The following is a 16,399-nucleotide window of genomic DNA, read 5'->3' as shown; positions in this document are numbered from 1 at the left end:
CAGATCCTGTCATGAAAATTCAGAATTTTTAAGGCAATTGGCTGTCAAACGCTCAAGTTTTTGTTATAATGGAGCTACTATAGAAAATTCAAGGAGTCAATAGGATGTCTGTTAAGATTGCCTTACTAGGATTTGGTACTGTTGCAAGTGGCGTACCATTTTTATTAAAAGAAAACCATGAAAAAATCACCCAGGCAGCTCAAGATGAAATCGAGATCGCTAAGGTCTTGGTTCGAGATGATGCTGAAAAGGAAAGCTTGCAAGCGGCTGGTCACAACTACAACTTTGTGACCAATGTCGATGAGATCATTGAAGACAAGGACATTGCCATCGTGGTCGAGTTGATGGGTCGTATCGAGCCAGCGAAAACCTTTATCACCCGTGCCCTGGAAGCAGGCAAGCACGTAGTTTCTGCTAACAAAGACCTTCTTGCCGTTCATGGAAGCGAGTTGCTAGAGATTGCTCAAAAACACAAAGTGGCCCTTTATTACGAAGCTGCCGTAGCTGGTGGGATCCCAATCCTTCGGACCTTGGTGAATTCTTTGGCCTCAGACAAGGTGACCAAAGTGCTCGGTGTGGTCAATGGAACCTCTAACTTCATGATGACTAAAATGGTCGAAGAAGGCTGGACTTATGAGGATGCTTTAGCAGAAGCGCAACGTCTTGGTTACGCTGAAAGTGATCCAACCAACGACGTTGAAGGAATTGATGCTGCTTACAAGATGGTGATCTTGAGCCAGTTCGCTTTTGGAATGAATATCCAATTTGACCAGGTAGGTCACAAAGGAATCAGCCAAATCACTCCTCAAGATGTCTCAGTTGCTCAAAGCCTTGGCTATGTCATCAAGCTTGTCGGCTCTATCGTTGAAACAGAGTCAGGGATCGCAGCAGAAGTGACACCAACCTTCCTTCCAAAACAACATCCACTCGCAGGAGTGAACGACGTTATGAATGCGGTCTATGTGGAATCCATCGGTATTGGGGAGTCTATGTACTACGGACCAGGTGCTGGTCAAAAACCAACTGCGACCAGTGTCGTAGCCGACCTCGTTCGCATTGTCCGTCGACTAAAAGAAGGAACGATCGGTAAAGCCTTCAATGAATACAGCCGTCCTCTTCAATTGGCTAAGCCAGAAGACGTGAAGAACAATTATTACTTCTCAATCAAGGCACCAGATGCGACTGGTCAAATCTTGCGTCTTGCGGAAATCTTTAATGCAGAAGGAGCTTCCTTCAAGCAAATCCTCCAAGAAGACTCAGATGGTCACTATGCAAGTGTCGTCATCATTACCCACCAAGTCAACCAAACACAATTCAAGAACTTGGTTGAAAAATTGGATTCAGAGGCGAATTTCGAACTCTTGAATACCTTTAAAGTCTTGGGAGAATAAGCATGAAAATTATTGTTCCAGCAACCAGTGCCAATGTAGGGCCAGGATTTGATTCGGTTGGGATTGCCGTGACTCGCTATTTGACCATTGAAGTCCTTGAACCAGCTGATGCTTGGTTCATTGAGCATGATCTAGGAGCAGGGATTCCGACAGATGAGAAAAACCTCTTGCTCTCAACAGCTCTTTCTATCTCAACGGATATGCAACCCCATCGGGTCAAGATGACTAGTGAAGTGCCTTTGGCGCGTGGTCTTGGATCTTCTAGCTCGGTCATTGTCGCAGGGATTGAATTGGCCAACCAATTAGCTAACCTCCAGCTATCAGATGCTGAGAAATTACGCATCGCGACCGAGATCGAAGGTCATCCGGATAATGTAGCTCCAGCTATCTTTGGGAATATGGTCATTGCGAGCTACATCGGTGAAGATGTCCAATATGTCACTGCTGACTTCCCAAGCTGTGACCTTGTGGCCTTTGTACCGAGCTACCAATTGAAGACCAGTGATAGTCGAAATGTCCTACCGAAAGAATGGTCTTATAAGGAAGCTGTTGCAGCTAGTAGCGTAGCCAATGTCGCTATCGCAGCTCTCCTCAAGGGAGATTTGCTGACGGCTGGTCGCTCCATCGAGTCAGATCATTTCCACGAACGCTACCGTCAATCTCTTGTCAAAGAGTTCCCTCAGGTCAAAGAAGTAGCGCATGCGCATGGGGCTTACGCTACCTATCTGTCAGGAGCAGGCCCAACGATCATGAACCTCTTAGCGCCAGAGCATACAGCAGCCTTTGTCGCAGCTCTCGAAGAACTCGGGCTAGATGGTCAGATTTTCCAACTTAAAATCGACACATTTGGCGTTCGTGTTGAGAAATAAACCTCAATGTAACACAAATGAAAGAAGGATGTATACGAATGTATATGTCCTTTTTGCTTCTTCTATGGTAGAATGGGAATTGTATGGGGAAAAGTTCAAGCTTTCCCGAAAATCTAGGGGGAAACATGAAACCAGAATATTTATATAGTATTGCTACCGATCTTGGTCTGCAATTTGATGGCGAAGCCCGTGTGATGTATGGAGAGCGTGAAGGCTTCTTGTTAGTCATTGAAGGCGCTCAAACCAAGAATGTATTTACCATTTCACTCAGTGTGAAACAAGGTTCCGAAGGAGACTTGATCGAAGATAGTGAAATTCTTTGGAATGAATTAAAAGAACAATCAAAAGCCATTAATGCCATCTCTTCTGATGGTTACTTGACCTCGATCGTCGTCAAAGGTGGAATGACCAAAGGGAAGGCTGTCGAAACCTTATGGACAGCTATCCAAGATATTGTTGATTTCTTGCTCAACCACCAATTTGTGCAAGTGAATGCGCAAACGGGTGAGGAAGGACCAATTGGTCTGTATCAAATTGGAGATGCGATCTTTTTAATCGACGATGAAACCTTTAGAGCCTACCAAGCCGAAGTGCAAGATACAGTTGAGGCTTATGAAGCGCGGGAAGAAAACTTCCTTTTAGGGATTGTAGGTGCTGTGATTGGTGTGATCATCGGTGGAGCAGTTGCCCTCTTAGTAGCGCGTCTTGGCTATGTATCTGTTTTAGCAGGGGCTGCCCTCGGTTATTGTACTATCAAAGGTTATGAGATCCTTGGTAAGAAATTGACTAAAAAAGGCGTGGTAGTTTCAGCTATTTTGATGGTCTTGACGGTCTTTTTGGTCAACCAATTAGATTATACTTTGGCGCTCATGAGTGAACTGGATTTGCCATTTGGTATGACCTGGACGCTTCTCAATGAAGCGACATTCTCAGGGGACGTCCCAGATAAATTTTACTTGAATCTAGGACTCTTAGCTGTCTTCACTCTTGGTGGTGCTTGGATTTCGGTCAAATCAGCTCTGGATGGACAGAAGAATCGTACTATCGCTCGTAAAATTGCATAGTGAATGATAAAAGGAAGGCCTGAATATTATAGGTCTTCTTTTGTTTTTTAGGGTCGAAAAATAGTCAAAAATTTGGTATAATAGTTTGTATTTTTATAGAGAGAGAACAGACAGAAAGATGAATGAAAAAATGAATCAAATTCTTGAAGGGATTGATATCCGTTTTCAAGAACCCTTAAAACATTATACCTTCACAAAGGTAGGTGGGAATGCTGAATTTTTAGCCTTCCCTCGCAACCAATACGAATTAAAGCGCATCGTCCAATTTGCTAACCAAGAGCAAATCCCATGGATGGTCCTGGGCAATGCGTCCAATATCATTGTCCGAGATGGGGGCATTCCGGGATTTGTCATTATGTTTGATCGCTTGCGTGACATCAGTGTGGATGGTTATGTGATCGAAGCAGAGGCAGGAGCTAAACTCATCGACACCACCCATGTGGCCTTGCACCATAGTTTGAAAGGCTTCGAGTTTGCTAGTGGCATTCCAGGCAGTGTCGGTGGCGCAGTCTTTATGAATGCGGGAGCCTATGGAGGAGAGATCGCGCATGTCCTAGTATCCTGTAAGGTCTTGACCAAAGATGGGGAGATCGAAACTCTGTCAGCGAGTGAACTAGCTTTTGGCTACCGCCATTCTAAGATTCAAGAGACAGGTTCTATCGTCATCTCTGCCAAATTTGCTTTGTCACCAGGCAATCACGAGCAAATTAAACAGGAGATGGATCGGTTGACCCATCTTCGTCAGTTGAAACAACCCCTTGAATACCCTTCTTGTGGATCCGTCTTTAAGCGTCCTGTTGGCCATTTTGCAGGTCAATTGATCAGCGAAGCAGGTCTAAAAGGCTATCGAATCGGTGGTGTTGAAGTGTCTGAAAAGCATGCCGGCTTTATGGTCAATGTCGACAATGGAACAGCTAAGGACTACGAAGACCTAATCGCCCATGTCATTGAGGCAGTAGAAGCTCACTCAGGCGTCCGTTTAGAACCAGAAGTTCGCATTATCGGCCAATCCTAAGAACGTTAGTATTGAAGAACAATTGATAGTGAACCATCGATAGCATCAGTCGGAGAGGGGGTGAGTGCCTATCGATACCGTAAATAGGTGGGGCAGTCTAGTAAGTCCCCGAGAGGTATTGGTGGTCTGACAGGTCTTCCTGTCAGCCGCTGCATTTTCGTATGAAAAGCAGTTTGGTAATCGCAGTAAAGAAGGAATTTATGTGAATTGAAAAAACCAATTATTGAGTTTAAAAATGTTTCAAAGGTCTTTGAAGATAGCGGAACCGTTGTCCTAAAGGATATCAATTTTGAATTGGAAGAAGGGAAGTTCTATACCCTGCTTGGTGCATCTGGATCTGGAAAATCGACCATCCTGAATATCATTGCCGGTCTTTTGGATGCGACGACTGGAGATGTCTACCTTGATGGGGAACGGATCAATGATGTCCCTACCAACAAACGGGACGTCCACACCGTCTTTCAGTCCTATGCCCTGTTTCCACATATGACGGTCTTTGAAAATGTGGCTTTTCCCCTTCGTTTGAAAAAGGTGGATAAGGCTGAGATCGAACGTCGGGTTTCAGAAGTCTTGAAAATGGTCCAGTTAGCTGGATTTGAAAAACGCTCGATCCAAAAATTATCTGGTGGTCAACGCCAGCGGGTAGCTATTGCCCGGGCTATTATCAATGAACCACGAGTGGTCCTTTTAGATGAGCCCTTGTCTGCACTTGACTTGAAACTTCGGACAGACATGCAGTATGAGTTGCGGGAATTGCAACAACGTTTGGGGATTACTTTTGTCTTTGTTACCCACGACCAAGAAGAAGCCCTTGCCATGAGTGACTGGATCTTTGTCATGAATGAAGGGGAGATCGTCCAATCTGGTACACCAGTAGATATCTATGATGAACCGATCAACCACTTTGTAGCTACCTTTATCGGGGAGTCCAACATTCTAGATGGTCGCATGATCGAGGACTACTTGGTTGAGTTCAATGGCAAACGCTTTGAAGCCGTCGATGGTGGGATGCGTCCAAATGAACCAGTTGAAGTCGTTATTCGTCCTGAAGACTTGCAAATCACTCTTCCTGAAGAAGGCAAGCTCCAAGTGAAGGTGGACACCCAGCTCTTCCGTGGTGTGCATTACGAGATCATCGCCTATGATGATTTGGGAAATGAGTGGATGATTCACTCCACTCGGAAGGCCATCGTGGGAGAAGTCATCGGGCTAGACTTTGAACCAGAAGATATCCACGTTATGCGTCTCAATGAAACCGAAGAAGAATTCGATGCGCGGATCGAAGAGTACGTTGAAGTGGAAGAGCAAGAAGCTGGTTTGATTAATGCCATTGAGGAGGAAAGAGATGAAGAAAACAACCTCTAATCTATTTATCCTCCCCTATTTCTTGTGGATTTTTCTCTTTGTCTTGGCTCCTGTAGTCATGATCATCTTTCAATCGTTTTTTAACGTTGAAGGGCAGTTTTCACTTGAAAACTACAAAGAGTTCTTTACTTCGCAAAATTTGACCTATTTAAAGATGAGCTTTAATTCGGTCCTTTATGCCGGAATCGTCACCCTGGTGACGCTCTTGATCTCCTACCCGACTGCTTACTTTTTGACGCTTCTCAAACACCGGCAGTTGTGGTTGATGTTGATCGTCTTGCCAACCTGGGTCAATCTCTTGCTCAAGGCCTATGCCTTTATAGGAATTTTTGGTCAAAACGGCTCCATCAATAGCTTTTTAAGCTTTCTCGGAGTCGCTCCCCAGCAGATCCTCTTTACCGATTTCTCCTTTATCTTTGTAGCTAGCTACATCGAGTTGCCTTTTATGATTTTGCCGATCTTTAATGTCTTAGATGACTTAGATCCAAACTTGATCAATGCCAGCTATGATTTGGGAGCCAATCGTTGGGATACCTTCCGTCATGTGGTCTTCCCCTTGTCCATGAATGGAGTCCGCTCAGGTGTACAATCTGTCTTTATTCCTAGTCTGAGCCTCTTCATGTTGACACGGATGATCGGTGGAAACCGCGTCATTACCTTAGGGACTGCGATTGAACAGCACTTCCTAACAACACAAAACTGGGGAATGGGTTCTACCATCGGAGTTGTTCTGATCCTTGCTATGCTCTTTACCATGTGGGCAACTAGAGAAAGGAGAGAACGATGAAAAAAGTATCCCATTTCTATCTAGGCTTCGTCTTTCTGATCCTCTATCTTCCCATCTTCTATTTGATCTTTTATGCCTTCAATAAAGGGGGAGATATGAATGCCTTCACGGGCTTCACGCTTGAGCATTTCAATGAATTGTTCGCAGATAGTCGCCTGATGCTGATCTTATCAGAGACCTTCCTCTTGGCCTTCTTGTCAGCCTTGATTGCGACAGTGATTGGAACCTTTGGAGCCATTTATATTTACCAATCCAAGAAAAAGTTAGAAGGACCATTGCTCTCCATCAACAACATTCTCATGGTAGCACCAGACGTTATGATTGGGGCCAGCTTCTTGATTCTCTTTACGACGGTGAAGTACCAGCTAGGTTTCCTATCTGTTCTGGCTAGCCACGTGGCCTTCTCGATTCCCATTGTGGTCTTGATGGTCTTGCCACGACTCAAGGAAATGAACCGGGATATGGTCAATGCGGCCTATGACTTGGGAGCTACTCAAGTGCAAATGCTCAAAGAGATCATGTTGCCGTATCTGACACCAGCCATCATTGCGGGCTACTTTATGGCCTTTACCTATTCTCTTGATGACTTCGCCGTGACCTTCTTTGTAACCGGAAATGGCTTTACAACCTTGTCTGTAGAGATCTACTCACGTGCGCGTCAAGGGATTTCCCTCAGTATCAATGCCTTGTCCGCCCTTGTCTTTCTCTTTAGTGTGCTCTTGGTCATCGGTTATTACTTTATCACCCGTGAAAAGGAGGAAGCAGCATGAAAAAACTTTATTCATTCCTAACTGGGATTGTCCTTGTCATTCTGGTCCTCTGGGGAATTAGCCACCAGATCGAAGCGAGCATGAATACCAAGAATAGTGACAAGCTGGTCATCTACAACTGGGGAGATTATATCGATCCGGAATTGCTCAAGGAATTTACAAAAGAGACAGGGATTCAGGTGCAATATGATACCTTTGATTCCAACGAAGCCATGTACACCAAGATCAAGCAAGGTGGAACCACTTACGATATTGCGATTCCTAGTGAATACATGATTGCTAAGATGATGGATGAGCATCTGGTTGAAAAGTTGGACCAATCCAAGATCAAAGGGATGGAAAATATCGATCCAAAACTCTTGAACCAATCGTTTGATCCGGGCAACCAATATTCAGTCCCTTACTTCTGGGGTACCTTGGGGATTATCTACAATACCAAGATGGTCAAAAATGCTCCTGAACATTGGTCAGATCTCTGGCGTGAAGAGTACAGAAATGACATCATGATGTACGATGGTGCGCGTGAGGTCATGGGAATTGGTCTCAATACCTTGGGCTATAGCCTCAATGAAAAGGATCCAAAGAAATTGCAAGAGGCAGTAGATAAACTCTACACCTTGACGCCAAACATCAAAGCTTTGGTTGCTGATGAGATGAAAGGCTATATGATCCAAAACAATGCGGCTATTGGGGTTACCTTCTCAGGAGAAGCCAGCCAAATGCTCGAAGCCAATAAGGATCTTCGCTATGTCGTCCCAACTGAAGCCAGCAACCTTTGGTTTGATAACATTGTCATTCCAAAAACCGTGAAAAATAAAGAAGCAGCATATGCCTTTATTAACTTCATGCTTCGTCCTAAAAATGCTTTGAAAAATGCTCTTTATGTCGGCTACTCAACGCCAAATAAAAAAGCCAAAGCCATGTTGCCAAAAGAAATCCAAGATGACCAATCCTTCTATCCAAGCGATGAAACGCTGGACCATTTGGAAGTCTATCAACAATTAGGCAAGAAATTGCTTGGAGTCTATAACGATCTTTACCTTCAGGTCAAGATGTATCGAAAATAACACAAAAGGAACCTCAGGGTTCCTTTTTGATTGCTGCATATAGTCTCTAACTAGTGAGTTAGATTGAGATTCAAATGAAAGATGCTATAATAGTAAGGAAAGTGACTGGCCCATTCAGTCATGAAAGGAAGGATTGGAGAAGAAAAAATGAAAAGACGACTGGAACTTTTTTTGATTATTCTGTTACCGATCCTAGGACTGGTTTTTCTAGGAGGAAAAATCATGAATCTGACCAAAAGACCCGAACAGAAGGTAACGGCTTCATCCTCAAAGAAAGTCGTACAAAAATCAGAAGAAGAAATAAAAAAAGAGCAAATCGCATTTCTCAAGGAACACGAGCAAGAAATCGTTGATTATGTGAGGGCTCAAAATTCAAAAATTGAGTCAGTTCAGATTGATTGGACTGATGTGAGATGGAGTGATGGAGGTTTCTTGTTTCCTGATTATTCTATTGAAGTTTATGGAACAGTGAATCATATTGAAGATTCAGGATGGAGTGCCTCTATGCCGATTAATGATGATGATTCAATCGATTTGAAAAAAATTTCCATATTTAACCATATAACCATCGGTGAAGAAATATTGGAGTAGTAGTTCTTTTGATCTATGTTGAAATTTAAGGATAAATTATGAAGAAACATACTAAAATTATTTTGCTAACAGTAACATCGATAATTGCTTTATTTAGTATCGAAGGATGCACTATAAAATCAAAAGAGCAAACGAAACAAGCGCAAACTGTCACCTCTTCAACTACAAAAGAGGACAAAGAAACCATTAAACAAAAACAGCTCGCCTATCTGAAAGAACACGAAAAAGAAATTGTTGATTTTGTGAAAGCTCAAAATCCAAAAGTCGAATCCGTTCAGATTGATTGGAACAGTATGCAAATTGAAGAGTCTGGGAATGGAACACCTCAGGGTGGTGGATACAATTTATCTATTTCTGGTAAAATTAATCAATTAAAAAACACAAAATTCTCCGTTGATTTTTACCTAGAAGATCAAAATAGCATACCAACTATCAAAAAAATGGGGATGTTAAATGATATCTATATCGAGGAAAATGGTGGCTGGAAAATTTTTTCCTAAGTAAATAGAAGTATAAGTGTTATGAGGAAACATGAAAAGTAAAATGAAATGTACCCTTAAGTTAATAGCTTTAATGCTAATTTTCACAAGCATTGGAGGTTGTACTGTAAAGCAAAAAGCTCATACGAAACAAGCACAAACTGCCACCTCTTCCTCCGCTAAAGAAGATAGAGAAGTGATCAAACAAAAACGGCTCGCTTATCTCAAAGAGCACGAGCAAGAAATAGTCAATTTTGTGAAATCGAAGAGTTCAAAGATTGAATCTGTTCAAATTTATTGGGACGAAACGCAATGGATTGAGGGTGGAAATGGGACACCACAAGGTGGAGATGAGGTCATAGAAATTTTTGGTACCGTCAATCAGCTAGAAGATTCAGGATGGAGGGTGGATGCTGTATTTGATTCTGATCAAAAGATGACTTTCAGTATGGGCTATAATATTAGTATTAAGGGTGATTATATTGAGTAAGAACTGGAAGATTCAAAGCCTGTAAGGAGGATTTATGAAGAGACAAATGGAACTATTTTTGATCATTTTGTTACCGATCCTAGGACTGGTTTTTCTTGGAGGAAAAATCATGACCCTGACCAAAAGACCCGAACAGAAGATAACGACCCCATCTTCAAAGAAAGTCGTACAAAAGCCAGAAGGAGACATAAAAAAAGAACAACTGGACTACCTAAAAGAACACGAACAGGAGGTTATTGATTTAGTCAAAGCACAAAATTCAAAAGTCGAATCCGTTCAGATTGATTGGGATCAGACACAATGGAGTGATGGTGGGCTTACAACTCCTGAATATTATATGAATGTTTATGGAGGTATAAATCATATTGAAGAATCGAGTTGGGGAGTAGATATCCCAATTAATGAGGACAATACATTGAATCTAGATGAGATGTATATAGGATCCGACATTAGAGTAGGGGGTAGATTATTTGAATAATTGGATCAAATCTAGGAAGAGCGTTCAAAGCTCAAATGGGAGTATGACAACGAGATAGATGCTTTCTATAAAAATCAGAAAAAGCTGGAATCGAAAGCCAAAAAAAATCAGTAAGGTTGTCCTTACTGATTTTTTAGTTGGTTCCAGATGATGCTGTATCTGCGCCACTGTCTGTTGCTGTGGAGCCTTGGTCTTGTGCGGCAGACGAACTGGTTTCTGTAGCAGATGAGCTATCGGTTTCTTTTTGTGAACTAGCATCTGTATTGCTTGAATCGGTTTGCGTATTGGTGTTAGCATCTGTATTGGTAGCGCTTGAGTCAGATCCCTTATCATGAACCACGACGACGCTGGTGCTACTAGAGGGTTTGTCTTCTGTCTTTTGATTGTCTTTATTGAGCAGACTCATGATGGTAAAGGAAGTGACGATAATCCCTAGGAGACTGGCAATCGTAGCTACAACGGTTTGAAATACGGACAACCCTTGTTTGACTTTCTCACCGCGAGATGGTCTTGAATCTACTTTTTCCTCAGGTTTTTGGTTTTTGTTACTTCTTGAATATTGTGACATGTTCATTCTCTTTCTATCAAAAATTGTTTTTTAACACTTTCCTATTATAAGTCATTTTCTGAAAAATGTCTAAAAAGAACTGAATTTTATAGAGTGATTTTGCCACATCTCTCTTTATCAAATCCTTGTCCCAAGCGGTTAGAAATGATAAAATAGAAGTTACGTAAAAAGAAAGTGATGGATGCGTAGGACATGATCTATTTTGACAATTCAGCAACGACTAAACCCTATCCAGAAGCCCTTGCGACTTATACAGAAGTAGCGACTCGGATCTGGGGCAACCCTTCTAGTTTGCACAATCTAGGTAGTCAAGCTACTCGTATTTTGGAAGCTTCTCGGAAACAAATTGCGGAGCTAATTGGCAAGAAAGCTGAGGAAATTTACTTCACGTCTGGTGGGACAGAAGGAGACAACTGGATCCTCAAGGGTGTCGCATTTGAGAAAGCTCCTTATGGCAAGCATATCATTGTCTCTGACATCGAGCATCCTGCCATCAAGGAATCGGCTGCTTGGTTAAAGACGCAGGGATTCGAAGTGGATTATGCTCCAGTGGATGCGCGTGGCTTTGTCAAGGTGGATGCCTTGGCTAACCTACTCCGTCCAGATACGACCTTGGTCTCTGTCATGGCCGTCAATAATGAGATTGGCTCCATCCAGCCCATCCATGACATCGCGGCTCTTCTGGAAGATCGCCCAACGATTAGTTTCCATGTCGATGCGGTTCAAGCCTTGGCAAAGGTAGCAACAGAAGTTTATCTACCAGAGCGCGTGGACTTTGCGACCTTCTCTAGTCACAAATTCCATGGCCTTCGTGGAGTAGGTTTTGTCTATATCAAAGAAGGCAAAAAGATCACCCCTCTATTATCAGGTGGGGGCCAAGAAAAAGAAATGCGCTCGACAACTGAGAATGTGGCAGGAATCGCAGCAACAGCAAAAGCCCTACGCTTAGCTATGGAAAACCAAGAAGCTTTTGCCAACAAGACCCAGCAGATGAAAGAAGTCATCCGCAAAGAATTGGCCAACTATCCAGATGTCACCATCTTTTCTGGTGAGGATCACTTTGCGCCTCACATCTTGACTTTCGGGATCAAGGGAGTTCGTGGAGAAGTAGTGGTCCATGCCTTTGAAGAGTTTGATATTTACATCTCGACAACCAGTGCTTGCTCGTCCAAAGCTGGTAAGCCAGCTGGAACCTTGATTGCTATGGGAGTGGATAAGAGTATCGCACAGACAGCTGTTCGCTTGAGTCTCGATCTTGAAAACGACATGAGCCAAGTCGAGCAATTCTTAACCAAGTTCAAACTGATTTACGAGCAAACACGAAAAGTACGTTAATTTTAGAAGGAAATCAACATGACCTTAACCTATTCAGAAATTATGATTCGCTATGGAGAGCTTTCTACTAAAGGAAAGAACCGTATGCGTTTTATCAATAAACTTCGCAATAATATCCAAGATGTTTTATCTATCTATCCAGCTGTCAAAGTGACAGCCGACCGTGATCGAGCGCATGCTTATCTTCATGGGACGGATTATGAGCCAGTAGCCGAATCCCTCAAGCAGGTTTTTGGAATCCAAAATTTTTCACCCGTTTACAAGATTGATAAATCAGTACCAGCCTTAAAAGCGGCAGTGCAAGAGATCATGAAGGAGATTTACAAGGACGGCTTGACCTTTAAAATCTCAAGTAAGCGCAGTGACCATACCTTTGAACTCGATAGTCGCGAGCTCAATCAAACCTTGGGAGGTGCGGTCTTTGAAGCGATCCCAACTATCCAAGCTCAGATGAAAAAACCAGATATCAACTTGCAGGTTGAAATCCGAGAAGAAGCAGCCTATATTTCATATGAAACCATTAAGGGAGCTGGTGGCCTTCCTGTTGGTACGTCTGGCAAGGGCATGCTCATGCTTTCTGGTGGGATCGACTCTCCAGTAGCTGGTTACCTAGCCTTGAAGCGTGGAGTGGATATCGAGGCAGTTCACTTTGCTAGCCCGCCTTATACCAGCCCAGGTGCTCTTAAAAAAGCCCATGATTTAACACGGAAGTTGACCAAGTTTGGGGGAAATATCCAATTTATCGAGGTGCCCTTCACAGAGATCCAAGAGGAAATCAAGGCAAAAGCACCAGAAGCTTACCTCATGACTTTGACCCGTCGCTTTATGATGCGCATTACAGACCGCATTCGCGAGGTTCGCGGTGGTTTGGTGATTATCAATGGTGAAAGTTTGGGACAAGTGGCTAGCCAAACCTTAGAGAGTATGCAGGCCATCAATGCAGTAACCAATACGCCGGTTATTCGTCCGGTAGTGACCATGGACAAATTGGAAATCATCGATATTGCCCAAGCCATTGATACCTTTGAAATCTCTATCCAGCCATTCGAAGATTGTTGTACCATCTTTGCACCGGATCGTCCAAAGACCAATCCAAAACTCAAAAATGCAGAGCAGTATGAGCAACGGATGGATGTGGAAGCTTTGGTTGAGCGTGCGGTAGCAGGCATCATCGTAACAGAGATCACACCAAAAGCAGAAAAAGATGAGGTCGATGACCTGATCGAGAATTTGCTATAGGAGAGACTGGGAGTATCCAGCCTCTTTTTCTAACCAACTTAAAGGAGACAAGATGAAAAAAATTATCGTTTTAATGACAAGTTTGCTTCTGTTGACAGGCTGCGTCAAAGTATCATTTACTGGTCCGAAAAAAGAAGAAAAGACCAGCCAGTCAACCAGCAGTAAAAAAGAACCCCTCACATTTGTCAGAGCCGACCAGTACAAAGATCAGGACAACGAAGTCTTGGAAGCCTCTGAGAAATTTATCAAGGAACATCCAACGCTTGGAGAACCTGGAAAATTATTTGTCTTTTTCCCAGGCTATACCTTTGGAAATGAGGAAAACCGCTTCGCCTTGTTCTTTATCGTGAATCGTACCACCACAACCATTGATCGTGATGGATCCTTTGTTCTAAATTTGGAATATGATGGAGAGCCACTTTTTAAAGATGTCACAGTGGACTATGAAGTGAGCGAATCAGGGGTGTTGAAACCTAATACGGCTGCAGCCATTCCTATCAAAATCACCAAGGAACAAGAAGAAAAAATGAAGAGCATGAATGATTCGTCTAAAGCCAAAATGAGTTTCAATGACTTTAAATTTAAGGATAAGTAGATGAAGAAGTCGGACTGACAAGTGATCTTAACATAAAAGATACAAAATCATCCATTTTATAAAAGAAATTCGTTTTCAAAGCGCAAAAATACTTGTCATTGTCTGATAGAAGTGATATACTAAGAGAGTTGACTATGCACATGCCTGTGCAACCGCTCGAACATCGTCGCTCATTTCCATGAGAGTAAGTGGTTCGTCCCACGATGCTAGGCGAGTCTTCACAAAATACGGGGAAACCCAAAAATACATAGGAGGTGCATAATGAGCACATACGCAATCATTAAAACTGGCGGAAAACAAGTTAAAGTTGAAGTTGGTCAAGCAGTCTACGTTGAAAAATTGAACGTTGAAGCTGGTCAAGAAGTTACATTTAACGAAGTTGTTCTTGTTGGTGGTGAAAACACTGTTGTCGGAACTCCACTTGTTTCAGGAGCTACTGTTGTTGGAACTGTTGAAAAACAAGGAAAACAAAAGAAAGTTGTTACTTACAAGTACAAACCTAAAAAAGGTAGCCACCGTAAACAAGGTCACCGTCAACCTTACACTAAAGTTGTCATCAACGCTATCAACGCTTAATTTTTAGGAGAACACATGATACAAGCAGTCTTTGAACGAGCCGAAGATGGCGAGCTGAGGAGTGCAGAAATCACTGGGCACGCTGGAAGCGGTGAATACGGCTTTGATGTCGTGTGTGCATCGGTTTCGACTCTAGCCATTAACTTTGTCAACTCTGTTGAGAAATTTGCAGGCTACGAACCGGATCTAGAATTAAACGAAGAAGAAGGTGGCTTCCTGCGGGTGACGATCCCGACGGATATTCCACCACATCAAAGAGAAATGACCCAACTATTCTTTGAATCATTTTTCTTAGGGATGGCAAACTTATCGGAGAACTCATCGGAGTTCGTCCAAACAAGAGTTATCACAGAAAACTAACATGGAGGAAAACAATTATGTTGAAATTGAATCTTGCTAACTTGCAACTTTTCGCCCACAAAAAAGGTGGAGGTTCTACATCAAACGGACGTGATTCACAAGCAAAACGTCTTGGAGCTAAAGCAGCTGATGGACAAACTGTAACAGGTGGATCTATCCTTTACCGTCAACGCGGTACTCACATCTACCCAGGTGTGAACGTTGGACGTGGTGGAGACGATACTTTGTTCGCAAAAGTTGAAGGCGTAGTACGCTTCGAACGTAAAGGTCGCGATAAAAAACAAGTTTCTGTTTACCCAATCGCAAAATAAAAAGGTTTCCTTAACCTTTTTATCCCGAGCCTTGATCCAAAGGTGAGGAAGCTAGAAATAGCATAAATCAAAGCTTTCCGGATTGACGGAAGGCTTTTTTTCTTTTATTTATTTAAAAAGATCATGTTTACTCTTGTTAATATAATGTTTGAATTTGTGTTTTTTGAAAAATGTAGTATAATAGAGACAAATATAGTAGGAATGGAAGTAGTACCATGAAAGATAGCAGACATGTTGAAATTCTTCAGGAACTGGATCGAAAAAGTGTGGTATCGGTCAAAGAGCTCAAGGAACTTTTTGGGGTGACAGACATGACTATTCGTCGAGATCTGATCGATCTTGAAAAACAAGGTCTTTTAGTTCGCGTACATGGTGGGGCCCACAAAAAAGTCAAAGATAGCTTATTAGAAGCTTCTCACAGTGAGAAAAATCTGATCAATATTGATGAGAAACGATCCATTGCCAAAAAATGTGCAGACTTGATCGAAAATGGGGATACCGTCTTTATTGGCTCTGGTACAACAACAGACTTTATCGGAGATTATTTGGAAGGGAAAGAAATTAGCATCGTCACCAACTCCCTGCCTATTTTTGAGAAGCTCAAGGATTTCCCGAATTATGACTTGATCTTAGTTGGTGGTCGCTACCGGGTAAAGACACAAACCTTTGTCGGTCAATTTGCCAATAAACTCTTGAAAGAAATCAAGGTTTCTAAAGCCTTCATCGGAGTCAATGGAATCGATGGCCATAGTGTCTCCACAGCTAATGAAGAAGAAGGAAATGGCAATGCCATTATTCTGAACAATGCAATAGAGAAATATGTGGTAGCCGATAACAGCAAGTTTGATAGTTATTCCTTCTACAGTTTCTATCGTGTGGAAGATCTGAATGCCATTATTACCGATGATAGTATTCCAAAGAAGATCAAAGACAAATATGGCTTTTATACGAAAATCATTTAAGATCAAGAGGCTGGGACAAAAGTCCTAGCCTCTCGATTATTTTTGGATTGTCGAGTAAGACGCAGTGGTTGAGTGGGCTCTACTACG

At 42.5% G+C, this 16,399-nt stretch carries 20 protein-coding genes and 1 other annotated feature; of the genes, 19 read left to right on the top strand and 1 reads right to left on the bottom strand.

Annotated elements, in window-relative coordinates; translation table 11 throughout:
• The first annotated feature begins 104 nt into the window (after nt 1-104).
• The 12 genes from P5Y91_RS01175 to P5Y91_RS01120 all read left to right on the top strand — a co-directional run bounded on the left by P5Y91_RS01175 (nt 105) and on the right by P5Y91_RS01120 (nt 10,366).
• Nucleotides 105-1,391, top strand: a complete 1,287-nt coding sequence (locus P5Y91_RS01175; protein ID WP_049507335.1) for a homoserine dehydrogenase — start codon at nt 105-107, stop codon at nt 1,389-1,391.
• Nucleotides 1,392-1,393: 2 nt separating this feature from the next.
• A complete protein-coding gene (thrB, locus tag P5Y91_RS01170; RefSeq protein WP_118228063.1) occupies nt 1,394-2,260 on the top strand; it encodes a homoserine kinase in 867 nt (288 codons plus the stop codon).
• 83 nt (nt 2,261-2,343) lie between these two features.
• Nucleotides 2,344-3,324, top strand: coding sequence for a hypothetical protein (locus tag P5Y91_RS01165; protein ID WP_118228064.1), 981 nt, complete (start codon nt 2,344-2,346; stop codon nt 3,322-3,324).
• Between the two features lie 118 nt (nt 3,325-3,442).
• A complete protein-coding gene (gene murB, locus P5Y91_RS01160; RefSeq protein WP_277838779.1) occupies nt 3,443-4,339 on the top strand; it encodes a UDP-N-acetylmuramate dehydrogenase in 897 nt (298 codons plus the stop codon).
• 207 nt (nt 4,340-4,546) lie between these two features.
• On the top strand, nt 4,547-5,704 hold the full coding sequence (locus tag P5Y91_RS01155) for an ABC transporter ATP-binding protein (protein ID WP_003002881.1): 1,158 nt from the start codon (nt 4,547-4,549) through the stop codon (nt 5,702-5,704).
• Complete coding sequence (locus tag P5Y91_RS01150; protein ID WP_003011144.1) at nt 5,685-6,491, top strand: ABC transporter permease; 807 nt, start codon at nt 5,685-5,687, stop codon at nt 6,489-6,491. Before P5Y91_RS01155 ends, P5Y91_RS01150 begins: the two co-directional genes overlap by 20 nt.
• Entirely contained in the window at nt 6,488-7,261 is a 774-nt protein-coding gene (locus P5Y91_RS01145) for an ABC transporter permease (RefSeq protein WP_003002847.1), read from the top strand. The genes P5Y91_RS01150 and P5Y91_RS01145 overlap by 4 nt, the downstream gene beginning before the upstream one ends.
• On the top strand, nt 7,258-8,328 hold the full coding sequence (locus P5Y91_RS01140; RefSeq protein WP_003016505.1) for an ABC transporter substrate-binding protein: 1,071 nt from the start codon (nt 7,258-7,260) through the stop codon (nt 8,326-8,328). Before P5Y91_RS01145 ends, P5Y91_RS01140 begins: the two co-directional genes overlap by 4 nt.
• Nucleotides 8,329-8,448: 120 nt before the next feature.
• A complete protein-coding gene (locus tag P5Y91_RS01135) occupies nt 8,449-8,919 on the top strand; it encodes a hypothetical protein (protein ID WP_049498235.1) in 471 nt (156 codons plus the stop codon).
• Nucleotides 8,920-8,957: 38 nt separating this feature from the next.
• Nucleotides 8,958-9,419 carry a hypothetical protein gene (locus tag P5Y91_RS01130; RefSeq protein ID WP_277838777.1) on the top strand — a complete coding sequence of 154 codons (462 nt, stop codon included), beginning with the start codon at nt 8,958-8,960 and terminating at the stop codon, nt 9,417-9,419.
• 31 nt (nt 9,420-9,450) lie between these two features.
• Nucleotides 9,451-9,888 (top strand): lipoprotein BUG3, encoded by a 438-nt coding sequence (locus P5Y91_RS01125; protein WP_277838776.1) that lies wholly within the window; start codon nt 9,451-9,453, stop codon nt 9,886-9,888.
• 34 nt (nt 9,889-9,922) lie between these two features.
• Nucleotides 9,923-10,366: a hypothetical protein gene (locus P5Y91_RS01120; RefSeq protein WP_277838775.1), complete on the top strand. Its 444-nt coding sequence runs from the start codon at nt 9,923-9,925 to the stop codon at nt 10,364-10,366.
• A 133-nt stretch (nt 10,367-10,499) separates the two neighbouring features.
• Here the strand turns inward: P5Y91_RS01120 and P5Y91_RS01115 are convergent, their stop codons facing one another.
• On the bottom strand, nt 10,500-10,934 hold the full coding sequence (locus P5Y91_RS01115; RefSeq protein WP_277838774.1) for a DUF6556 family protein: 435 nt from the start codon (nt 10,932-10,934) through the stop codon (nt 10,500-10,502).
• 192 nt (nt 10,935-11,126) lie between these two features.
• Between P5Y91_RS01115 and P5Y91_RS01110 the strand changes: the two genes are divergently transcribed.
• The 7 genes from P5Y91_RS01110 (at nt 11,127) to P5Y91_RS01080 (ending at nt 16,312) form a co-directional block, all read left to right on the top strand.
• Nucleotides 11,127-12,269 carry a cysteine desulfurase family protein gene (locus tag P5Y91_RS01110; protein ID WP_277838773.1) on the top strand — a complete coding sequence of 381 codons (1,143 nt, stop codon included), beginning with the start codon at nt 11,127-11,129 and terminating at the stop codon, nt 12,267-12,269.
• 18 nt (nt 12,270-12,287) lie between these two features.
• The gene (gene thiI, locus P5Y91_RS01105) at nt 12,288-13,508 is read left to right on the top strand and encodes a tRNA uracil 4-sulfurtransferase ThiI (RefSeq protein WP_277838772.1); all 1,221 of its coding nucleotides are present in this window, start codon (nt 12,288-12,290) and stop codon (nt 13,506-13,508) included.
• A 52-nt stretch (nt 13,509-13,560) separates the two neighbouring features.
• Complete coding sequence (locus P5Y91_RS01100) at nt 13,561-14,103, top strand: membrane lipoprotein lipid attachment site-containing protein (RefSeq protein WP_070594946.1); 543 nt, start codon at nt 13,561-13,563, stop codon at nt 14,101-14,103.
• Between the two features lie 140 nt (nt 14,104-14,243).
• Nucleotides 14,244-14,331: a sequence feature (ribosomal protein L21 leader region), on the top strand.
• Nucleotides 14,332-14,364: 33 nt separating this feature from the next.
• Nucleotides 14,365-14,679 (top strand): 50S ribosomal protein L21, encoded by a 315-nt coding sequence (rplU, locus tag P5Y91_RS01095; protein WP_003007734.1) that lies wholly within the window; start codon nt 14,365-14,367, stop codon nt 14,677-14,679.
• 15 nt (nt 14,680-14,694) lie between these two features.
• Entirely contained in the window at nt 14,695-15,039 is a 345-nt protein-coding gene (locus P5Y91_RS01090) for a ribosomal-processing cysteine protease Prp (RefSeq protein WP_003002581.1), read from the top strand.
• Between the two features lie 17 nt (nt 15,040-15,056).
• Nucleotides 15,057-15,350 carry a 50S ribosomal protein L27 gene (gene rpmA, locus P5Y91_RS01085; RefSeq protein ID WP_003002805.1) on the top strand — a complete coding sequence of 98 codons (294 nt, stop codon included), beginning with the start codon at nt 15,057-15,059 and terminating at the stop codon, nt 15,348-15,350.
• Between the two features lie 215 nt (nt 15,351-15,565).
• The gene (locus tag P5Y91_RS01080) at nt 15,566-16,312 is read left to right on the top strand and encodes a DeoR/GlpR family DNA-binding transcription regulator (protein WP_061455169.1); all 747 of its coding nucleotides are present in this window, start codon (nt 15,566-15,568) and stop codon (nt 16,310-16,312) included.
• The last annotated feature ends 87 nt before the right edge of the window (nt 16,313-16,399 follow it).

Source organism: Streptococcus taoyuanensis (genome assembly GCF_029589235.1).
GTDB classification, from domain to species: domain Bacteria; phylum Bacillota; class Bacilli; order Lactobacillales; family Streptococcaceae; genus Streptococcus; species Streptococcus taoyuanensis.
The sequence above is the reverse complement of the archived record's forward strand: the minus strand, read 5'-3'. Positions and strand labels throughout refer to the sequence as shown.

Bases quoted from the DNA above. Each gene is read 5' to 3' on its own strand.
- P5Y91_RS01175 (WP_049507335.1), top strand. From the start codon at position 105: ATGTCTGTTAAGATTGCCTTACTAGGATTTGGTACTGTTGCAAGTGGC.
- thrB (WP_118228063.1), top strand. From the start codon at position 1,394: ATGAAAATTATTGTTCCAGCAACCAGTGCCAATGTAGGGCCAGGATTT.
- P5Y91_RS01165 (WP_118228064.1), top strand. From the start codon at position 2,344: ATGGGGAAAAGTTCAAGCTTTCCCGAAAATCTAGGGGGAAACATGAAA.
- murB (WP_277838779.1), top strand. From the start codon at position 3,443: ATGAATGAAAAAATGAATCAAATTCTTGAAGGGATTGATATCCGTTTT.
- P5Y91_RS01150 (WP_003011144.1), top strand. From the start codon at position 5,685: ATGAAGAAAACAACCTCTAATCTATTTATCCTCCCCTATTTCTTGTGG.
- P5Y91_RS01145 (WP_003002847.1), top strand. From the start codon at position 6,488: ATGAAAAAAGTATCCCATTTCTATCTAGGCTTCGTCTTTCTGATCCTC.
- P5Y91_RS01140 (WP_003016505.1), top strand. From the start codon at position 7,258: ATGAAAAAACTTTATTCATTCCTAACTGGGATTGTCCTTGTCATTCTG.
- P5Y91_RS01135 (WP_049498235.1), top strand. From the start codon at position 8,449: ATGAAAGGAAGGATTGGAGAAGAAAAAATGAAAAGACGACTGGAACTT.
- P5Y91_RS01130 (WP_277838777.1), top strand. From the start codon at position 8,958: ATGAAGAAACATACTAAAATTATTTTGCTAACAGTAACATCGATAATT.
- P5Y91_RS01125 (WP_277838776.1), top strand. From the start codon at position 9,451: ATGAAAAGTAAAATGAAATGTACCCTTAAGTTAATAGCTTTAATGCTA.
- P5Y91_RS01120 (WP_277838775.1), top strand. From the start codon at position 9,923: ATGAAGAGACAAATGGAACTATTTTTGATCATTTTGTTACCGATCCTA.
- P5Y91_RS01115 (WP_277838774.1), bottom strand. From the start codon at position 10,934: ATGTCACAATATTCAAGAAGTAACAAAAACCAAAAACCTGAGGAAAAA.
- P5Y91_RS01110 (WP_277838773.1), top strand. From the start codon at position 11,127: ATGATCTATTTTGACAATTCAGCAACGACTAAACCCTATCCAGAAGCC.
- thiI (WP_277838772.1), top strand. From the start codon at position 12,288: ATGACCTTAACCTATTCAGAAATTATGATTCGCTATGGAGAGCTTTCT.
- P5Y91_RS01100 (WP_070594946.1), top strand. From the start codon at position 13,561: ATGAAAAAAATTATCGTTTTAATGACAAGTTTGCTTCTGTTGACAGGC.
- rplU (WP_003007734.1), top strand. From the start codon at position 14,365: ATGAGCACATACGCAATCATTAAAACTGGCGGAAAACAAGTTAAAGTT.
- P5Y91_RS01090 (WP_003002581.1), top strand. From the start codon at position 14,695: ATGATACAAGCAGTCTTTGAACGAGCCGAAGATGGCGAGCTGAGGAGT.
- rpmA (WP_003002805.1), top strand. From the start codon at position 15,057: ATGTTGAAATTGAATCTTGCTAACTTGCAACTTTTCGCCCACAAAAAA.
- P5Y91_RS01080 (WP_061455169.1), top strand. From the start codon at position 15,566: ATGAAAGATAGCAGACATGTTGAAATTCTTCAGGAACTGGATCGAAAA.